The 14,431-nt window shown below is 31.0% G+C and carries 13 protein-coding genes and 1 other annotated feature; of the genes, 10 read left to right on the top strand and 3 right to left on the bottom strand.

Annotated elements, in window-relative coordinates; translation table 11 throughout:
* The first annotated feature begins 54 nt into the window (after positions 1 to 54).
* Together BEE63_RS02580 and BEE63_RS02575 are read left to right on the top strand one after the other, a co-directional pair.
* The gene (locus BEE63_RS02580) at positions 55 to 816 is read left to right on the top strand and encodes an ABC transporter ATP-binding protein (RefSeq protein ID WP_278286426.1); all 762 of its coding nucleotides are present in this window, start codon (positions 55 to 57) and stop codon (positions 814 to 816) included.
* Positions 803 to 2,782, top strand: coding sequence for an FtsX-like permease family protein (locus BEE63_RS02575; RefSeq protein WP_066019896.1), 1,980 nt, complete (start codon positions 803 to 805; stop codon positions 2,780 to 2,782). The genes BEE63_RS02580 and BEE63_RS02575 overlap by 14 nt, the downstream gene beginning before the upstream one ends.
* Positions 2,783 to 2,827: 45 nt before the next feature.
* On the opposite strand, the gene BEE63_RS02570 is transcribed toward BEE63_RS02575, so the two are convergent.
* A complete protein-coding gene (locus BEE63_RS02570) occupies positions 2,828 to 3,256 on the bottom strand; it encodes a carboxypeptidase-like regulatory domain-containing protein (protein WP_066019895.1) in 429 nt (142 codons plus the stop codon).
* Positions 3,257 to 3,435: 179 nt separating this feature from the next.
* Complete coding sequence (locus BEE63_RS02565; RefSeq protein ID WP_066019894.1) at positions 3,436 to 4,053, bottom strand: flavodoxin family protein; 618 nt, start codon at positions 4,051 to 4,053, stop codon at positions 3,436 to 3,438.
* Between the two features lie 228 nt (positions 4,054 to 4,281).
* Positions 4,282 to 4,480 (bottom strand) — a binding site (T-box leader).
* 332 nt (positions 4,481 to 4,812) lie between these two features.
* Between BEE63_RS02565 and BEE63_RS21525 the strand changes: the two genes are divergently transcribed.
* The 3 genes from BEE63_RS21525 to BEE63_RS02555 all read left to right on the top strand — a co-directional run bounded on the left by BEE63_RS21525 (position 4,813) and on the right by BEE63_RS02555 (position 7,566).
* Positions 4,813 to 4,989, top strand: a complete 177-nt coding sequence (locus BEE63_RS21525; RefSeq protein ID WP_175400822.1) for a hypothetical protein — start codon at positions 4,813 to 4,815, stop codon at positions 4,987 to 4,989.
* 251 nt (positions 4,990 to 5,240) lie between these two features.
* Positions 5,241 to 6,554 carry an MFS transporter gene (locus BEE63_RS02560; protein WP_066019893.1) on the top strand — a complete coding sequence of 438 codons (1,314 nt, stop codon included), beginning with the start codon at positions 5,241 to 5,243 and terminating at the stop codon, positions 6,552 to 6,554.
* A 301-nt stretch (positions 6,555 to 6,855) separates the two neighbouring features.
* Positions 6,856 to 7,566, top strand: coding sequence for a histidine phosphatase family protein (locus BEE63_RS02555; RefSeq protein WP_066019892.1), 711 nt, complete (start codon positions 6,856 to 6,858; stop codon positions 7,564 to 7,566).
* A 49-nt stretch (positions 7,567 to 7,615) separates the two neighbouring features.
* Here BEE63_RS02555 and BEE63_RS02550 read toward each other — a convergent pair whose 3' ends face one another.
* On the bottom strand, positions 7,616 to 8,404 hold the full coding sequence (locus BEE63_RS02550) for an undecaprenyl-diphosphate phosphatase (RefSeq protein WP_066019891.1): 789 nt from the start codon (positions 8,402 to 8,404) through the stop codon (positions 7,616 to 7,618).
* Positions 8,405 to 8,658: 254 nt separating this feature from the next.
* Between BEE63_RS02550 and BEE63_RS02545 the strand changes: the two genes are divergently transcribed.
* The 5 genes from BEE63_RS02545 (at position 8,659) to BEE63_RS02525 (ending at position 14,094) form a co-directional block, all read left to right on the top strand.
* Positions 8,659 to 9,426, top strand: coding sequence for a creatininase family protein (locus tag BEE63_RS02545; RefSeq protein ID WP_066019890.1), 768 nt, complete (start codon positions 8,659 to 8,661; stop codon positions 9,424 to 9,426).
* Positions 9,427 to 9,457: 31 nt separating this feature from the next.
* Complete coding sequence (locus tag BEE63_RS02540) at positions 9,458 to 10,669, top strand: M20 metallopeptidase family protein (protein ID WP_066019889.1); 1,212 nt, start codon at positions 9,458 to 9,460, stop codon at positions 10,667 to 10,669.
* A 28-nt stretch (positions 10,670 to 10,697) separates the two neighbouring features.
* Positions 10,698 to 12,032 (top strand): glutamine synthetase family protein, encoded by a 1,335-nt coding sequence (locus tag BEE63_RS02535; protein ID WP_066019888.1) that lies wholly within the window; start codon positions 10,698 to 10,700, stop codon positions 12,030 to 12,032.
* A 1-nt stretch (position 12,033) separates the two neighbouring features.
* Positions 12,034 to 13,137 carry an amidohydrolase family protein gene (locus BEE63_RS02530; RefSeq protein ID WP_066019887.1) on the top strand — a complete coding sequence of 368 codons (1,104 nt, stop codon included), beginning with the start codon at positions 12,034 to 12,036 and terminating at the stop codon, positions 13,135 to 13,137.
* A 210-nt stretch (positions 13,138 to 13,347) separates the two neighbouring features.
* On the top strand, positions 13,348 to 14,094 hold the full coding sequence (locus tag BEE63_RS02525; RefSeq protein WP_081312445.1) for a cyclase family protein: 747 nt from the start codon (positions 13,348 to 13,350) through the stop codon (positions 14,092 to 14,094).
* Positions 14,095 to 14,431: the final 337 nt, after the last annotated feature.

Raw genomic sequence — 14,431 nt, 5'->3', positions numbered from 1 at the left:
GCTGCCTGGTAACTCTCCATGAAGTTAAATTTTGGAGGTAATTTTATGAATGTAATGGAAGTTAGAGATGTAAAAAGGACTTATAGTTCAGTAGCAAGTGGAATTCCATCGCAAGCTTTAATGGGAATAAGTTTTTCAGTTAAAAAAGGCGAGTTTTTGGGAATAATGGGTCCCTCTGGAGCGGGAAAATCAACTTTGCTTAATGTAATATCCACTATAGATAAGCCGACTAGCGGAACTGTATTAATTGGCGGTAAAAATATAGTTAATCTTGATGAAGATGCATTATCTGATTTTAGACGAAAAAAACTTGGATTTATATTTCAAGACTACAATCTACTGGATACGCTTACGATTAAAGAAAATATTATTCTTCCACTATCACTTGCAAAGGTTAAGGTTTCCTTAATTGAAGAAAAGTTAAAAAGGATAAGTGAATTACTTGGAATTGAAAAAATAATAAATAAAGCTCCATATGAGGTTTCTGGTGGTCAAAGGCAGAGAGCAGCGGCTGCAAGAGCAATTATAACAGAGCCTGAATTAATTTTAGCAGATGAGCCAACTGGTGCACTTGATTCAAAATCATCATCGGAACTTTTAAATAGTTTATCTGAGCTTAACGAAAAGAATGATGCAACAATAGTAATGGTTACTCATGATTCTTTTTCTGCTAGCTACTGTGACAGAATTATATTTATAAAAGATGGGACTTTAAATTGTGAAATTGAGAGAGATGGACGTAATAGAAAAGAATTTTTCGATGAAATTCTACAAGTGCTTTCTTCCTTAGGAGGTGGCATGAATGACGCTGTTTAAGCTTGGAGTTTCCAATGTTAAGCATAATTTTGGAAAATATCTGTCATATTTTATAAGCACAGTATTTTCAGTTTTTATGCTTTTCTTATTCTTTTCTATTTACTTTAATAAACAGATACAGGCCTTTAGTGGGGGAAAAGTAAAAGTTGATACTGCTTTTAAGGCGGCTTCTATTATAGTTATAATTTTTTCGGCACTTTTTATTTGGTATGCTAATAGTTTTTTTATAAAAAGTAGAAAAAAAGAAATGGCTTTATACTCAATTCTTGGTATGAAAAAGAAAGAGATAGGTACGCTCTTATTTTCAGAAAACATATTTCTTGGATTGTTTTCAATCATATTAGGCTTACCTCTAGGAATTATAGTATCTAGGTTTATTTTACAGCTCTTAGTTAACATGATGAAGTCTAATGTCAACATAAAATTTACATTGGAACCTAATGCGGTTATTGCTACAATACTAATATTTGCAGTGGTATTTATATTTAATTCGATACGGTCTTCAAAGGTAGTATATAAGTACAGTCTTATAGAACTTTTGAGTGCGGAAAAAGAATGTGAAGTATCGACTGAAGGCTCAAAGGGCATGGCTTTAATATCTATACTAATGATTTTTGTTGGGTATGTTATTGCTTATACTAAAACACTTCAAGGTGGAAGTCAAATGGTTTACTTTGGACTTCTTGTATTAGTATTAGTAGTCACTGGAACATATATTTTATTTAATAATCTAATTGTAATACTACTAAAGCGCTTGAAAAAAAATAAAAAGCTGTATTATAAGGGAGAAAATCTCGTGAGTATTTCGCAGATATTGTATAGAATAAAGGCAAATTCAAATGTCCTTGCAACTATAGCTATAGTATCTGCGGTTGCAATTACAGCCCTTGGTTTTACTTTTAGTCTTTATATGTCTTTAGAAAAACAAACAGCATTAGCCGCGCCATATTCTTTGATGTACAAGGCTGGAAATAAAGAATTGGATACTAAAATATATGATGTAATAAATAAACACAAGGAAGTGAAAATTACTCATAGATCAAATATTTCAATTGTAGAAGCGTCAGGACTTACAAACAAGTATAAGGGTCCTAATGGCAAAGATTTAAAAGTGCCTTTTGGTGTTAAGATAATATCTGAAAGTGAATACAATGAAATCTTAAGATATTCGGAATTAAATAAGTCTGCGGATAGTTTAAAGATGGTTAAGAAATTGAAATTAAATAAGGATAATGATTGCTTTTTTATAGAGGTAAGTACTACAGACAAAAAGGGATTTTTAAAAGGAGAAAATGTTAAAATTGAGTCTTCTAAGGCTAGAGGAGAAGCTTTTAATTTAAATATCGTGGATTCTGATGTAAATGGTGTGCTTGGATACAATTTGGGTGGAACAACAGTTGTAGTTACGGATAAAGCTTTTAAGAGGTTAACTAATAATAATGCATATAGCAGTATATTAATTAGAGGCTACAGTTTAAATGATTCATTAAAAAGTGAAAAGCTTGTTTCTGAATTAAATAAGATAATTCCTAATGAAGCGTACTTTGATTCATATTTTAGTGAACATGTGAGTGAATATAGGTTAATGGGAAGCTATGTGTTTATAGGAATGTTCCTTGGCATTTTATTTGTGCTTTCTACGGGAAGTATACTTTATTATAAGCAGTTAATAGAAGCTTTTGCAGATAGAGAAAGGTACAGAATATTAAGGAAGATTGGTACTAAGAAAAAAGAAACGAAGCATATTATTTCTAAACAACTTGCGCTTATATTTGGCATGCCTTTAATTATAAGTTTGCTGCATAGTTCTGTAGCCCTGGCTGCTTACATTGTTAAATTAATGGGAGCAAGCAAACTTGTGGTAGAAAGTACCCTTGCTATAACCGCAGGTTATATTATAGTTTACTTATTTTATTATGTTATTTCAGTTAGTTCATATACTAAAATTGTTAGCTCAAATAATTAAGAAGGGTAATGGGTCTATGACCCAACCTTCAGTTATGATAAAGATTTACATAATTAGCTTTAATGCTGTAATTTTGTCTGTATTGGAAGTGATGACATTACCGTTATTATCATATGCAACGGCGAAAAGCCAATTACTATTATAAAAATAGATTTCAGCATTTGGTATAATATATTTGCCTTTCGAATCAGTTTTTGCATATCCACTTTCATAAGTAGTTACTTTTGAATCAGCATTATTGTCGTATACTTTTACCAGTACATTAGGAATGGGTTTGCCATTAGCATCTTTTACATAACCTGATACATATAGATGTGGATCATGAAACAGACCAGTTATGATTACAAGATGATTTTCAGGCACTAATGTAACACTTTTTAATGCAGCTGCATTTACGAAGTTCGCAGGAGTAATAGAAAATACAAACAATAAAATAGTTAAGAACCTAACAAATTTTGACTTTAAAAACTTCATTTATAAATGCCTCCTAATTTGTTTATATTATACAATTGTGCACTATAATTATCGTATGCTTAATTAAAAAAATTAGCATATTAATTAAAAAATGCTAATTTTTTGATGTAAACAATTATTAAAAAACAAATTTAAAGATTTATATATTGATGAAGAATTTTTGAAATGAGTATAATAAATTAACGTATAAAGTTTGTTTTAACTTTTGTCTCTTTTTCAGGAAGAGCAATTCCGGCTTTTTTGCCAGCTTCAATTGATTTTAAAAGCCATGCCATATTTTTGCCGAGAGTTCTCATTGTCTGCATTCCTTCTAAATCTTTTTTTACTTCTTCAGGAGTATTTCCGTGAACCATATTCCAGTAAGAAGAAGATACTACAGGCATGTTTCTAATAGTAAAATATTTGTTTAATTGGTCAAGTGCAGCAGAGGCACCACCACGGCGGCAGCTTACAACAGCAGCACCAGGTTTGTATTCCCAAAAGTTTCCGGCACAAAAAGCCCTGTCCAAAAATGATGTCAAAGCACCAGATGCAGCAGCATAATGTACAGGAGAACCAAATATAAAGCCGTCACAATTTTTAGCTTTTTCAAGACCTGCGTTTAAGGTATCATCGTCAAATATACATTTATTATCTGAACATTTACCACAGCCTATGCAGCCTCTTACAGGAGCGTTTCCAACATGGAAAATTTCGGTTTCGATATTTTCTTCTTTTAAAGCTTTTGCAACTTCGCATAGAGCAGTATAAGTACAGCCCTTAGCTTTCGGACTTCCATTGATAAGCAATACTTTCATTTTTACACCTCATTTTTAATATATAATAATAAAACTACTTGTAAAATTAAATGTAGTTCTAATATATTATATAATAAAACATGACTTATTTAAAAGTATGTTGAGGTATGGATAATATACTAATTACTTTGATTTTTAAATTATAAGATTACAAAATACACACTAAATTGTTAAAATGAATACGGTATAAAGGAATTTTAAAGTATAAAAAAAACAGCCAAACTCCCATCATGGGGCGAATGTCTGTCGCGGTACCACCCAAATTATTACTTGTGATTATAACGGCATTACCGGCACGACTTAATTTAATTAATTTCAGTCTGCAACTCTAGAGTGATATTCAACAAATTTTAGCTTATGGGTTCACACCAAACTCCCATTCTCTGAAAGCATATTTTTGTTTACTTGTCTCTGTCATCGTTTTTCTATTTGCAAACACTATAATATAAAAAAAATTTTTTGTCAACAGTGAAAATTTGAATGAATTTAATCCAAACGGTTAAAAAATTGAATAAATTAAAAAATGAGTACAATACAATCGATTACAATATCAAATTAGCAATAAAATAATAGCTTTTTAAAAAAATAATTAAAAAATACTACCAATACCAAACTTTTTAATACTGATTTTTAAATATAATGTAGTAAAAAATAATTTTTGAAAAACAGCAAAAAAACTATTGACATTTTGTGAAAGTGGTACTATTATCTTAGCATACACTAAATTTTGTTAAGTAAATTTGAATTTGTTATAAAGAAATGATTAAAGGTAAAATGAAGAATTATGGTATGCAATTTTGCGACTCCGATGATTCTAGAATTTATCTTTATTTGTGTATATTAAAGTATAAAAGTATCTATAATGAAATTATTTGGATAAAGGCTATATGTACCATAATTTTTGAAGATTATGATTTTGGAATATGTGTAGTTTAAGGTTCATTCTGTTATTACGTTAAGTGAAAAATTTGGGTGGTACCGCGCGGTCAAGATTCTCGCCCCAAGGAGAGAATCTTGACCGCTTTTTTATATATTAAAAAAAAAATTATTATTATGTATATTAATTGCAATATTCATAATAATAAAAATTAATTTAATATTTAGAATAGTAGCAATTCAATACATTTATTATGAAAAATTTTTTAGTAATATGATTATGCAAAAACAAATAAGGGGGGAAAAAAATTATGACTATTAAAGGTAGTGTCACTAAAAGGAAATATTTAAATGTTATCTTACCATTATTTATCGCATCAATGCTTGCATATATTGACAGACTCAATATATCATATGCAGCACTTACAATGAACAAAGATCTTGGGTTTTCTGCTCAGGTTTTTGGGATGGGAGCAGGAATCTTATTCTTTGGGTACATAGTGTTTGAAGTACCAGGAACTGTATTTGCAGAAAAACGAAGTCCAAGCAAATGGGTTGTTAGAATTATGCTTACGTGGGGTATAGTTACTGCACTTATGGGTTTTGTACATACACGAACTCAGTTTTATATTGTTCGTTTTTTAGTAGGATCTGCAGAAGCAAGCTTTTATCCAGTTTGTTATTCAGCTATTGTTCCTCGTTGGTTCAACACGAAAGAGAGACCTAAAGCGCTTTCAATACTATTAACTTCAATGTTAGTTTCAAGTATTATTGGTTCTCCTTTAGCAGGTGCAATTTTAGGTATTGCAGCTTTTGGATTTAAGGGATGGCAGATGTTATTTATTTTAGAAGGAGCCTTGGCATTTATTTTTGGAATCGTACTTATATTTTGGCTTAAGGATTCTCCTGAAGATGTTAATTGGTTAACTCAAGAAGAAAAGAAGTCAATAAGAGAAGATTATGAAAGAGAAATTGCTGTAAAAAATTCAGTAAAGAAGTATACATTATGGGAAGCTCTAAAAGATAAAACAGTTCTTAAATTGTGTTTCATATATTTTATGTGGGTTACAGGATTTTGGGGCTTTGGTTTCTGGCTTCCAACAGTACTTAAATCAATTTCTGGATTAAGTAATTCTAGTGTAAGTTGGTTAATTATAATACCAATGTCGGTTGCACTTGTTGGTTTCATAATTAATGGTAATTCTACATCTAAGACAGGGGAACGAAGATGGCATATAGCTCTTCCACTTTTTATTGGTGCTGCAGGTATGGCTTTAGGAACTTTGACAGGTAATCCTGTATTGAGTTTCATATTTACTTGTGTTACTGCAGTTGGTGTATATGTAGGAATGGGAGTATGGTGGACAGTACCTACATCATTCTTATCTGGCCCAGCAGCAGCTGGTGCTACAGGACTAATTAACTCTGTAGGAAACTTAGGAGGTTTTACTGGACCTTATTTTGTTGGATTCATCAAAACTAGTACAGGCGATTATAAAGCTGCATATATTTGTTTAGCTATATCACTTGTAATTGCAGGTGTTGCTATGCTTTCACTTAAGTCAAAAGCTCCTGCTGATATACTGGTTCAAGATATTGACGAGCCACAAAAAGCTGAATTGTAACAAATTGACTTATTGTTTTTGAAGATAAATTTTTATTATTAAGTTATAGTGTTTAAAGAAAAAAACTCTAGCATACTTGCTTATATTATCATTGATTGATGATATTTTAATGATGGATTAGCAAAATGTTAGAGCTTTTTTATTTTGATATTAAATATTAATATTGATATAATTTATTTAGGATTAATTGTATAGAAATGAAGGAGCCCAAAATGGAATGCAAAATAAATGATATGTCACTAAATTATGAAATTATAAGGTAAGTTATTTTGAAAAATTATTACTTCAAAGGAGAATGCAAATGAATTGTAAAAAAAGTAGTAAAGTAAATTTATATTTAATGAGACATGGACAAACTATATTGAACAGGGCAGAAAGAACACAGGGTTGGTGTGATGGAGTACTTACAGAAGAGGGTATAGAGGTTGCTAAAGATGTTGCAGCCGGACTTAGTGATATCGAATTTAAAGCGGCTTACAGCAGTGACCTAGGACGGGCTATAAAAACTGCAAGAATTGTAATAAAAGGAAATAAGGTAAGTGGAAATTTACAAGTAAATGAAGTCCCAGAGCTTAGAGAAACGTGTTTTGGAAAGTATGAAGGCGAAAAAGAAAAAATAATGAGAAAAGATATGCTCAATTATTTTAAGATGGATTCATTTGAAGAAGTTATAAAAAAAATTCCGGAATTTGATAAAGCATTTGTTAATACCTGTGCTGCTTTAGATGAAACAGGAACGGCAGAAGATTATGATACTTTAATGAAAAGAATTAAAGGAGGAGTTCAGAATATAAGTGAGCATATTTCAGAGCAGGGTGGAGGAAATGTACTTTTAGTAGTTCATGGTGGAATGCTCAGGATACTTCTTACGAGTATAGATAAGAATATAAATGTAAGAGAAATGGAAAATTCAAGTGTTTCTATGGTTGAGTATGATAATGGAAACTTTAAAGTTTTATCTGTAAATGATATGAGTTATAGAAGAAAAGGTGAGAAATTAAGAAAAAAATGATTAAAAAGAGTGCTGAATTAGAAAAATATGCAGCACTCTTTTTAATTTATTATCTTATAAAATATATAGCAATTACTGCTGCGCCAGCTATAAGTCTATAAACAGAGAAAATGCCAAAGCCTCTTTCTTTCAAATAATCTAGAAGGAATTTGATACTTAGTAGTCCAACTATAGCTGCTGTTATAACCGCAGTAATAAAAGGTGTATTTATTACTAATGTACCTGCTTTTGCTACCTTTAATAGGTGGTAACCAGCATCTCCTAATATAATTGGTGTGGATAAGAGAAATGTAAATTTTGCAATATCTTCTCTTTTCATTCCAAGAAAACGTCCCATGGACATTGTAATACCTGAACGTGAAACACCAGGAACTATTGCAAGAACCTGAGAAATTCCAATAATTACACTTCTTTTAAGTCCTATGTTTTCAATTTTAATGTTGCTTCTGCTAAGCTTATCAGCATAGTATAATACAATACCCATAATAATAAGCATAACACCAATAAGTGCTGGATTTTTAAAGCTATCCATATACTTATCTAATACTAGCCCGAAAACTGCTCCAGGGATTGTGGCTATAATAACCATCCAAAATAATTTTCCGCTTTTTGATTTAGGATTTGTAAATCCGTTTTTAATTAGTTCTATCCAATCTTTCCAGAAGAATAAAATAACGGCTACAGATGTACCTAAATGCAGTGCTACATCAAAAACAGTTCCTGGATCCTTCCAGCCAAAGAGCCATGGAAGTAATACTAGATGCGCAGTACTGGATATTGGTAGAAATTCACCAATTCCTTGAACAACACCATAAATAATTGCTTGAACTATAGTCAAAAAAATCACCTCATATTTAATTTGTCTAAAATAATATTATATTATATATTTTCAATTTATAAAAGTAGGTTACGTAATTATTATCAACCTGTTAAATTAAAATGGCATTGCATAAAGCAAATATGCATTTTTAAAAAATAGGGCGATTTATAACGGAATTAATATATAAATGTTATAGAAATTATTGATTTAATAAAAATACAATGATAATATTATAATACAAATAATAAATAATAAAGTTAGGAAGTGTTATTATGCATGAAGCATACAAAATGACAAGTACAAAATTCAAAGAGGGAAATTATGATAAAGCTATTTTAGCAGTAGGTTCATGTGAAAATCATGGAGGACATTTGCCGCTTGGAAATGACACTCTTGTATCTTATAAATTAGCAGTTGAGGTTTCAGAAAAAGTTGAAGGACTGCTTGTTTTGCCTCCAATAACAGTTGGCTACAGCAAACATTATAGTAAATTCCCTTTTACAATTTCACTTAGCAATGACACTCTTATAAATGTTTTAAAGGATATTTTGATATCAACTATAAAAAATGGTGTAAAAAATATATTTATATTAAATGGCCATGATGGAAATATTGCACCTATAGAAATTGCAAGTCGTGATGTAAAAGTGGAATATCCAGAGGCTAAAATAGCTTCACTTGATGCATGGTGGGTGGCAGCAGGAAATTTACTTCCTAAGGATACTTTTGAAGTTTGGGATGGACTTGGACATGCAGGGGAAGGGGAAACTTCCATGTCTTTAGCTTTGTTTGAAGATTTAGTTCAAATGGAAAAGGCTAAGGGGGTAGTTCCTGATAATTTAGTAGATAACATTGATATAAAATGGAATTTTGCAGAGCTTACGAATTGTGGGGCAACAGGAGATCCAACTAAGGCTACTTTTGAAAAGGGTAAAAAAATGGAGAAAGCTTTAGTAGGCTTATTGGTGGATTTTTTTAATCGAATGGACAAAAATAATTGGGATTATAATTCTAAAGATTCAGCGATGAAGGTAGATTAATACAGATTATAACTTAACGTAGGAGGCAGCTATGGATTTGGAAAATTATCATATAGAAGAGAATATAGTAAGAATTGTACACCTTAAAAGTGATAAGATAATAAGATTTAGAAGAAAATTTCATATGATGCCAGAACTTGAGCTCCATTGTTATGAGACTTCAAAAATAATAAAAGAAGAATTACTAAAATGTGGACTTGAAGTGAAAAGTGGGCTAGCCAATACAGGTGTAGTTGGCATATTAAAAGGTGGTAAAAGCGGTCCTGTAATTGCCCTTAGATTTGATATAGATGCTCTACCTATAACAGAGAATACTGGACTTCCTTTTGAATCTAAAATAGAAGGAAAAATGCATGCCTGTGGTCATGATGGACATACAGCGATAGGACTTGGATTAGTTAATGTATTTGCTGAAATGAAAGATTCTATATGTGGAGCTATAAAGTTCATATTTCAACCTGGGGAGGAGGAACCTGGTGGAGCTAAAATAATGATTAAAGAAGGTGTATTAAAAAGGCCAAGGGTTGATGCTATTTTGGGTTTTCACATATTTCCTGGCATAGAGTTTGGAAAAGTTGGCTTACGATATGGAATAATGACTGCTGGAGATGATGATTTTACTATTACAATAAAGGGTACTGGAGGACACGGTGGACATCCAGATAAAACAAAAGATCCAATTGTGGCAGCGGCATATTTTATAACAGCTGTTCAGACAATTTCGTCAAGGAATGTAGAGCCAACAGAACCTTTGGTAATAAGCATTTGTGAAGTTAATGGTGGAAAGGGCTACAATGTAATTCCTGATAGTGTGACTTTAAGAGGAACTATAAGAACTACTTCTGGTAAGACAGCAATTATGGCTAAAAAGAGGATAAAGGATATTTTAAAGGGAATTAAGTACAGTTTTGGTGTGGAATGCACCGTAAATATTATTCACGAAGCAAATCCGTTAAAGTGCGATAAAGGGCTTTCTGCGTTTTTTCATGGTCAATTAAAAAAAATAATTGGAGATGATAATATTACTTTGATTGATGCTCCTTCCATGGGGGCTGACGATTTTGCTGATTATACGTATAGTGTTCCTGGGATATATCTTAGATTAGGAAGTTATAATGAGAAAAGTGGAAATATTCATATGCTTCATACATCTAAGTTCGACTTTGATGAAGAACTTCTTATTAATAATACGGCCATTTTAGCCCAACTCATAAAAAATTATTTAAGTTCTTATTATTTATAAAAATTTGTGAAAGAGGTTGTATAAAAATATGGATAAAATAATTGAAAAAATGAAAAAGGAAAATATTAAGTATACACGTTTTTTATATATGGATAATGATGGGGTTATAAGGGGTAATATTGCTGTCGGTAATGATATAGAAAAAAATTTTGAAACAGGTCAATCTTTCTCAATTGGAATGCCATTTTTTAGTGTGCTGGATAATTCTGCTCCTGATTCAAAATTTGGATGTTTAGGGGAGCTTAGCGCTGTCCCCGATAAAAACACATTTAGGGTACTACCATATGCTTCAAATACAGCTGCAGTTATATGTGATTTTGTTAAAAAGAGTACTCACGAGGCTTCAGGTGTGTGCGCCCGTTCTATTTTGAAAGGGGTTTTAAAGTCTATAGATTTCGATGCGAATATAGGTTTTGAAAATGAATTTTATGTTCTAAAGAAAGATGAGAATGGTAAGCTTATTCCTTTTGACAGAAGTTTGTGCTTTGCTTCAGATGGCATGAATAAGTGGCAAGAGGTTATGGATGAAATAATAAGTGCACTTGAAGTTCAGGGTATTGTTGTGGAAAAATATCATCCTGAATATGGTGCTGGTCAGCATGAAATTGTTATGAAATATAATGAAGCTCTTAAAATGTGTGATGAAGAATTCATGTTTAGAGAAACAGTTAGAGGTATATGTAATAAACACGGTCTATTAACATCATTTATGCCAAAACCATTTCAAGATCAAGCTGGAAGTGGAATGCATATGCATATAAGTTTATGGAAGGATGGCAATAACTTACTGTTCGATGATAATGATAAGTATAAGCTTAGTACCATTGGAAAATATTTTGTTGGAGGCATATTAAGACATATAAAGGCACTATGTGCATTTACTGCACCTACAGTTAATTCATATAAAAGGCTTGTTCCTCACAGTTGGGCATCGGCATTTACTTGTTATGGATTTGACAATCGTGAGGCCCCAATTAGAATTATTTCAGGACAAAAGGGAAATGAAGAGAAAAGCTATAATATTGAATTTAAGCCTATTGATGGTACTTGCAACCCATATTTGGCAGCAGCAGTAATCTTAGCGGCAGGTATGGATGGAGTAAAAAATAAAATAGAGCCAGGAAAACCAGTTTTATGTGATCCTCTAAGTTTTAGTGAAGAAGAACAAGCTGAAAGGAGAATTTCTAGACTTCCAGAAACTTTAGGACAATCAATAGAAGAGCTTGAAAATGATGAATTTTTTAAAAGGATGTTTACTAAGGACATGTACGAAGAATATATAAAATTAAAACGATTTCAATGGACGGAATATATTAGGTATGTTTCAGATTGGGAGTTTAATAAATATGTAGGTGCATACTAAAATGGAGAAAAGGAATAATATGGATTTTACTAAATTACCGGTAATAGATAATCACTGCCATTTATTTGATGCTCAGTATAAAGAACGTGATTTAGCAAAAATTTTGAGTTTATCTTTAAATAATATTCCTGAAGATCAGCTTAAAAATACTTTAATGTATAAGAAAACTATAAAAAGTTTGGGTAAATTCTTAGAGGTCAGTGGCAGTGAAGACGAAATTTTAGCAAAGAGGCATGAGGTTATGAAACAAAATTATAAAAAATATGTCTCTGATTTGTTTAACAGGGTAAACATTAAAGGATTGATAGTTGATACAGGATATAAACCAGCAGATGTAAGCTTAGACGAATTTGAAAAGGTACTTCCCTGTGGTGTTAAATACATGTTCAGGATAGAAACTATAATTGATGAATTTGTAAAAGATAAATTGGACTTTAATACTTCTGAAGAGAGATTTTTTGAAACTATTTATAGGGAAATGAAAAATAAAAATATAGTGGCACTGAAAAGCATTATTGGGTATAGAACTGGACTCAAAATAAAAAAGCAAAGTAGATCACTTTTGCAAAAAGGAAATTATAGTGAAAAGGAATTTAGAGATTACTTTTTATTAAAAACAATTGAAAAAGCCATACAATATAATGTACCCCTTCAAATTCATGCGGCTTTTGGAGAGTCAAATATAAATATGATAAATAATAATCCTATGCTCCTTAAGGAGGTGCTGGACGATAAAGACTATAATGCAGCTAAAATCGTTTTAGTGCATGGAGGATATCCTTATACGTTTGAAGCTAGTTATCTTGCAGCTATGTACCCAAATGTATATCTTGATATGTCAGAAATGATACCTTTTGTCACCCTAGGTGTAAGGAAGGGGATTAGAGATATGTTTGATATGTGTCCTTTAAATAAGATAATGTATGGTTCAGATGGCTTCGTAACTCCAGAAATACACTATTTAGGTGCTGAAATGGTAAAGCATGAATTAGGTATGTTATTTGATGAACTAGTTAAAAATGAAATATTAGATGAAGATTTTGCACAAAAATCCGCAGAAAACATATTGTTTATTACGGCTAAAAAATTATATAAAATAAATTAAATTCTAGTACTTATAGTACACACATATTTTAAGAAATTATCAAAATATGTGTGTATTTTTTAATAATATAATTTATTAATTAAAATAAAAATATTAATTTATTAAAAATATATTGACTTTTTTGATAAATTAATATATATTTATACCATGGATTGCAAAATACAATAATTTTCGACAAAACAATAGTTTAATTACAAAGGAGAGATTTCAGTGTCAGTTAATATTGATTTATGGAAAACATTATTTAATTTGAAAAAATGCAAATGGGTTGATTTAACACATTCATTTGGTTCAGATACACCAAAGTGGTCTGGATTTAAAGCTGAAAAAATTGAAACACTTTTTACAATAGAGAAGGATGGAATTTTTGTTAATCAATATACTTTCCCAGGGCAATATGGAACACATATGGATGCTCCAGGACATTTTGCAGCAGGAAAGAGACTTATTGAAGATATAGAGCTCAAGGAAATGGCTCTTCCATTAGTTGTAATAGATTGTTCGGAAAAATTTAAAGCAAATTCTGATTATGAACTTACACTTGAGGATTTATTTGCTTTTGAAGCTGAATATGGAACTATTCCAGAAGGAGCTTTTGTAGCAATGAGAACAGATTGGGGTAAGGCTTGGCCAGACCAAGAAAAATGTTCAAATGCAGATAGTGAAGGAAATCTTCATTACCCAGGTTGGGCTTATGAAACATTAGAATTTTTGTATGAAACTCGTAAGATAACAGCAAGTGGACATGAACCATTTGACACAGATGCACCAATTAGACAAGCTGAATATGGTTTTAAAGGAGAAAATTATATATTAAATCAGGACAAGTATCAAATAGAGGTTATGACTAATCTCGATCAGGTTCCACCAGTTGGAGCAATAATTTTCTGTGTAGTTCCAAAAGCTAAGGATGCACCAGGTTTCCCAGTACGTGCTTTTGCAATAGTTAACGAGTAAAACTTTAATTCATAAATATTGCCAAGTAATAGTATTTTGAAACATTAAATAAAAATCATAAGACTAAGCTCCAAATTATAAAAATACTAATAAATTTTAATAACTCGCTGAAAAAAGCTCAGATAAATTAAAATTTCTAAGTCTTTTTATAATTTGAAGCAAGTCTTATTGACTTTTATTTAAATCGTTCCCAAAATATTATTACTTAGCTTAGAATAAAAGCAAGGTAAATTTTTCTCTGCTTCCCTATAAAAAATAATATAGATATTAAACTAAATCAGCTATTTAAGTTTTGCAAGCTTCGTAGAATTATTAAAACTCTTAGTATTTTATGATT

This window comes from Clostridium pasteurianum, assembly GCF_001705235.1.
In the GTDB taxonomy this organism is placed as follows: Bacteria; Bacillota; Clostridia; order Clostridiales; family Clostridiaceae; genus Clostridium_S; species Clostridium_S pasteurianum_A.
The sequence above is the reverse complement of the archived record's forward strand: the minus strand, read 5'-3'. Positions and strand labels throughout refer to the sequence as shown.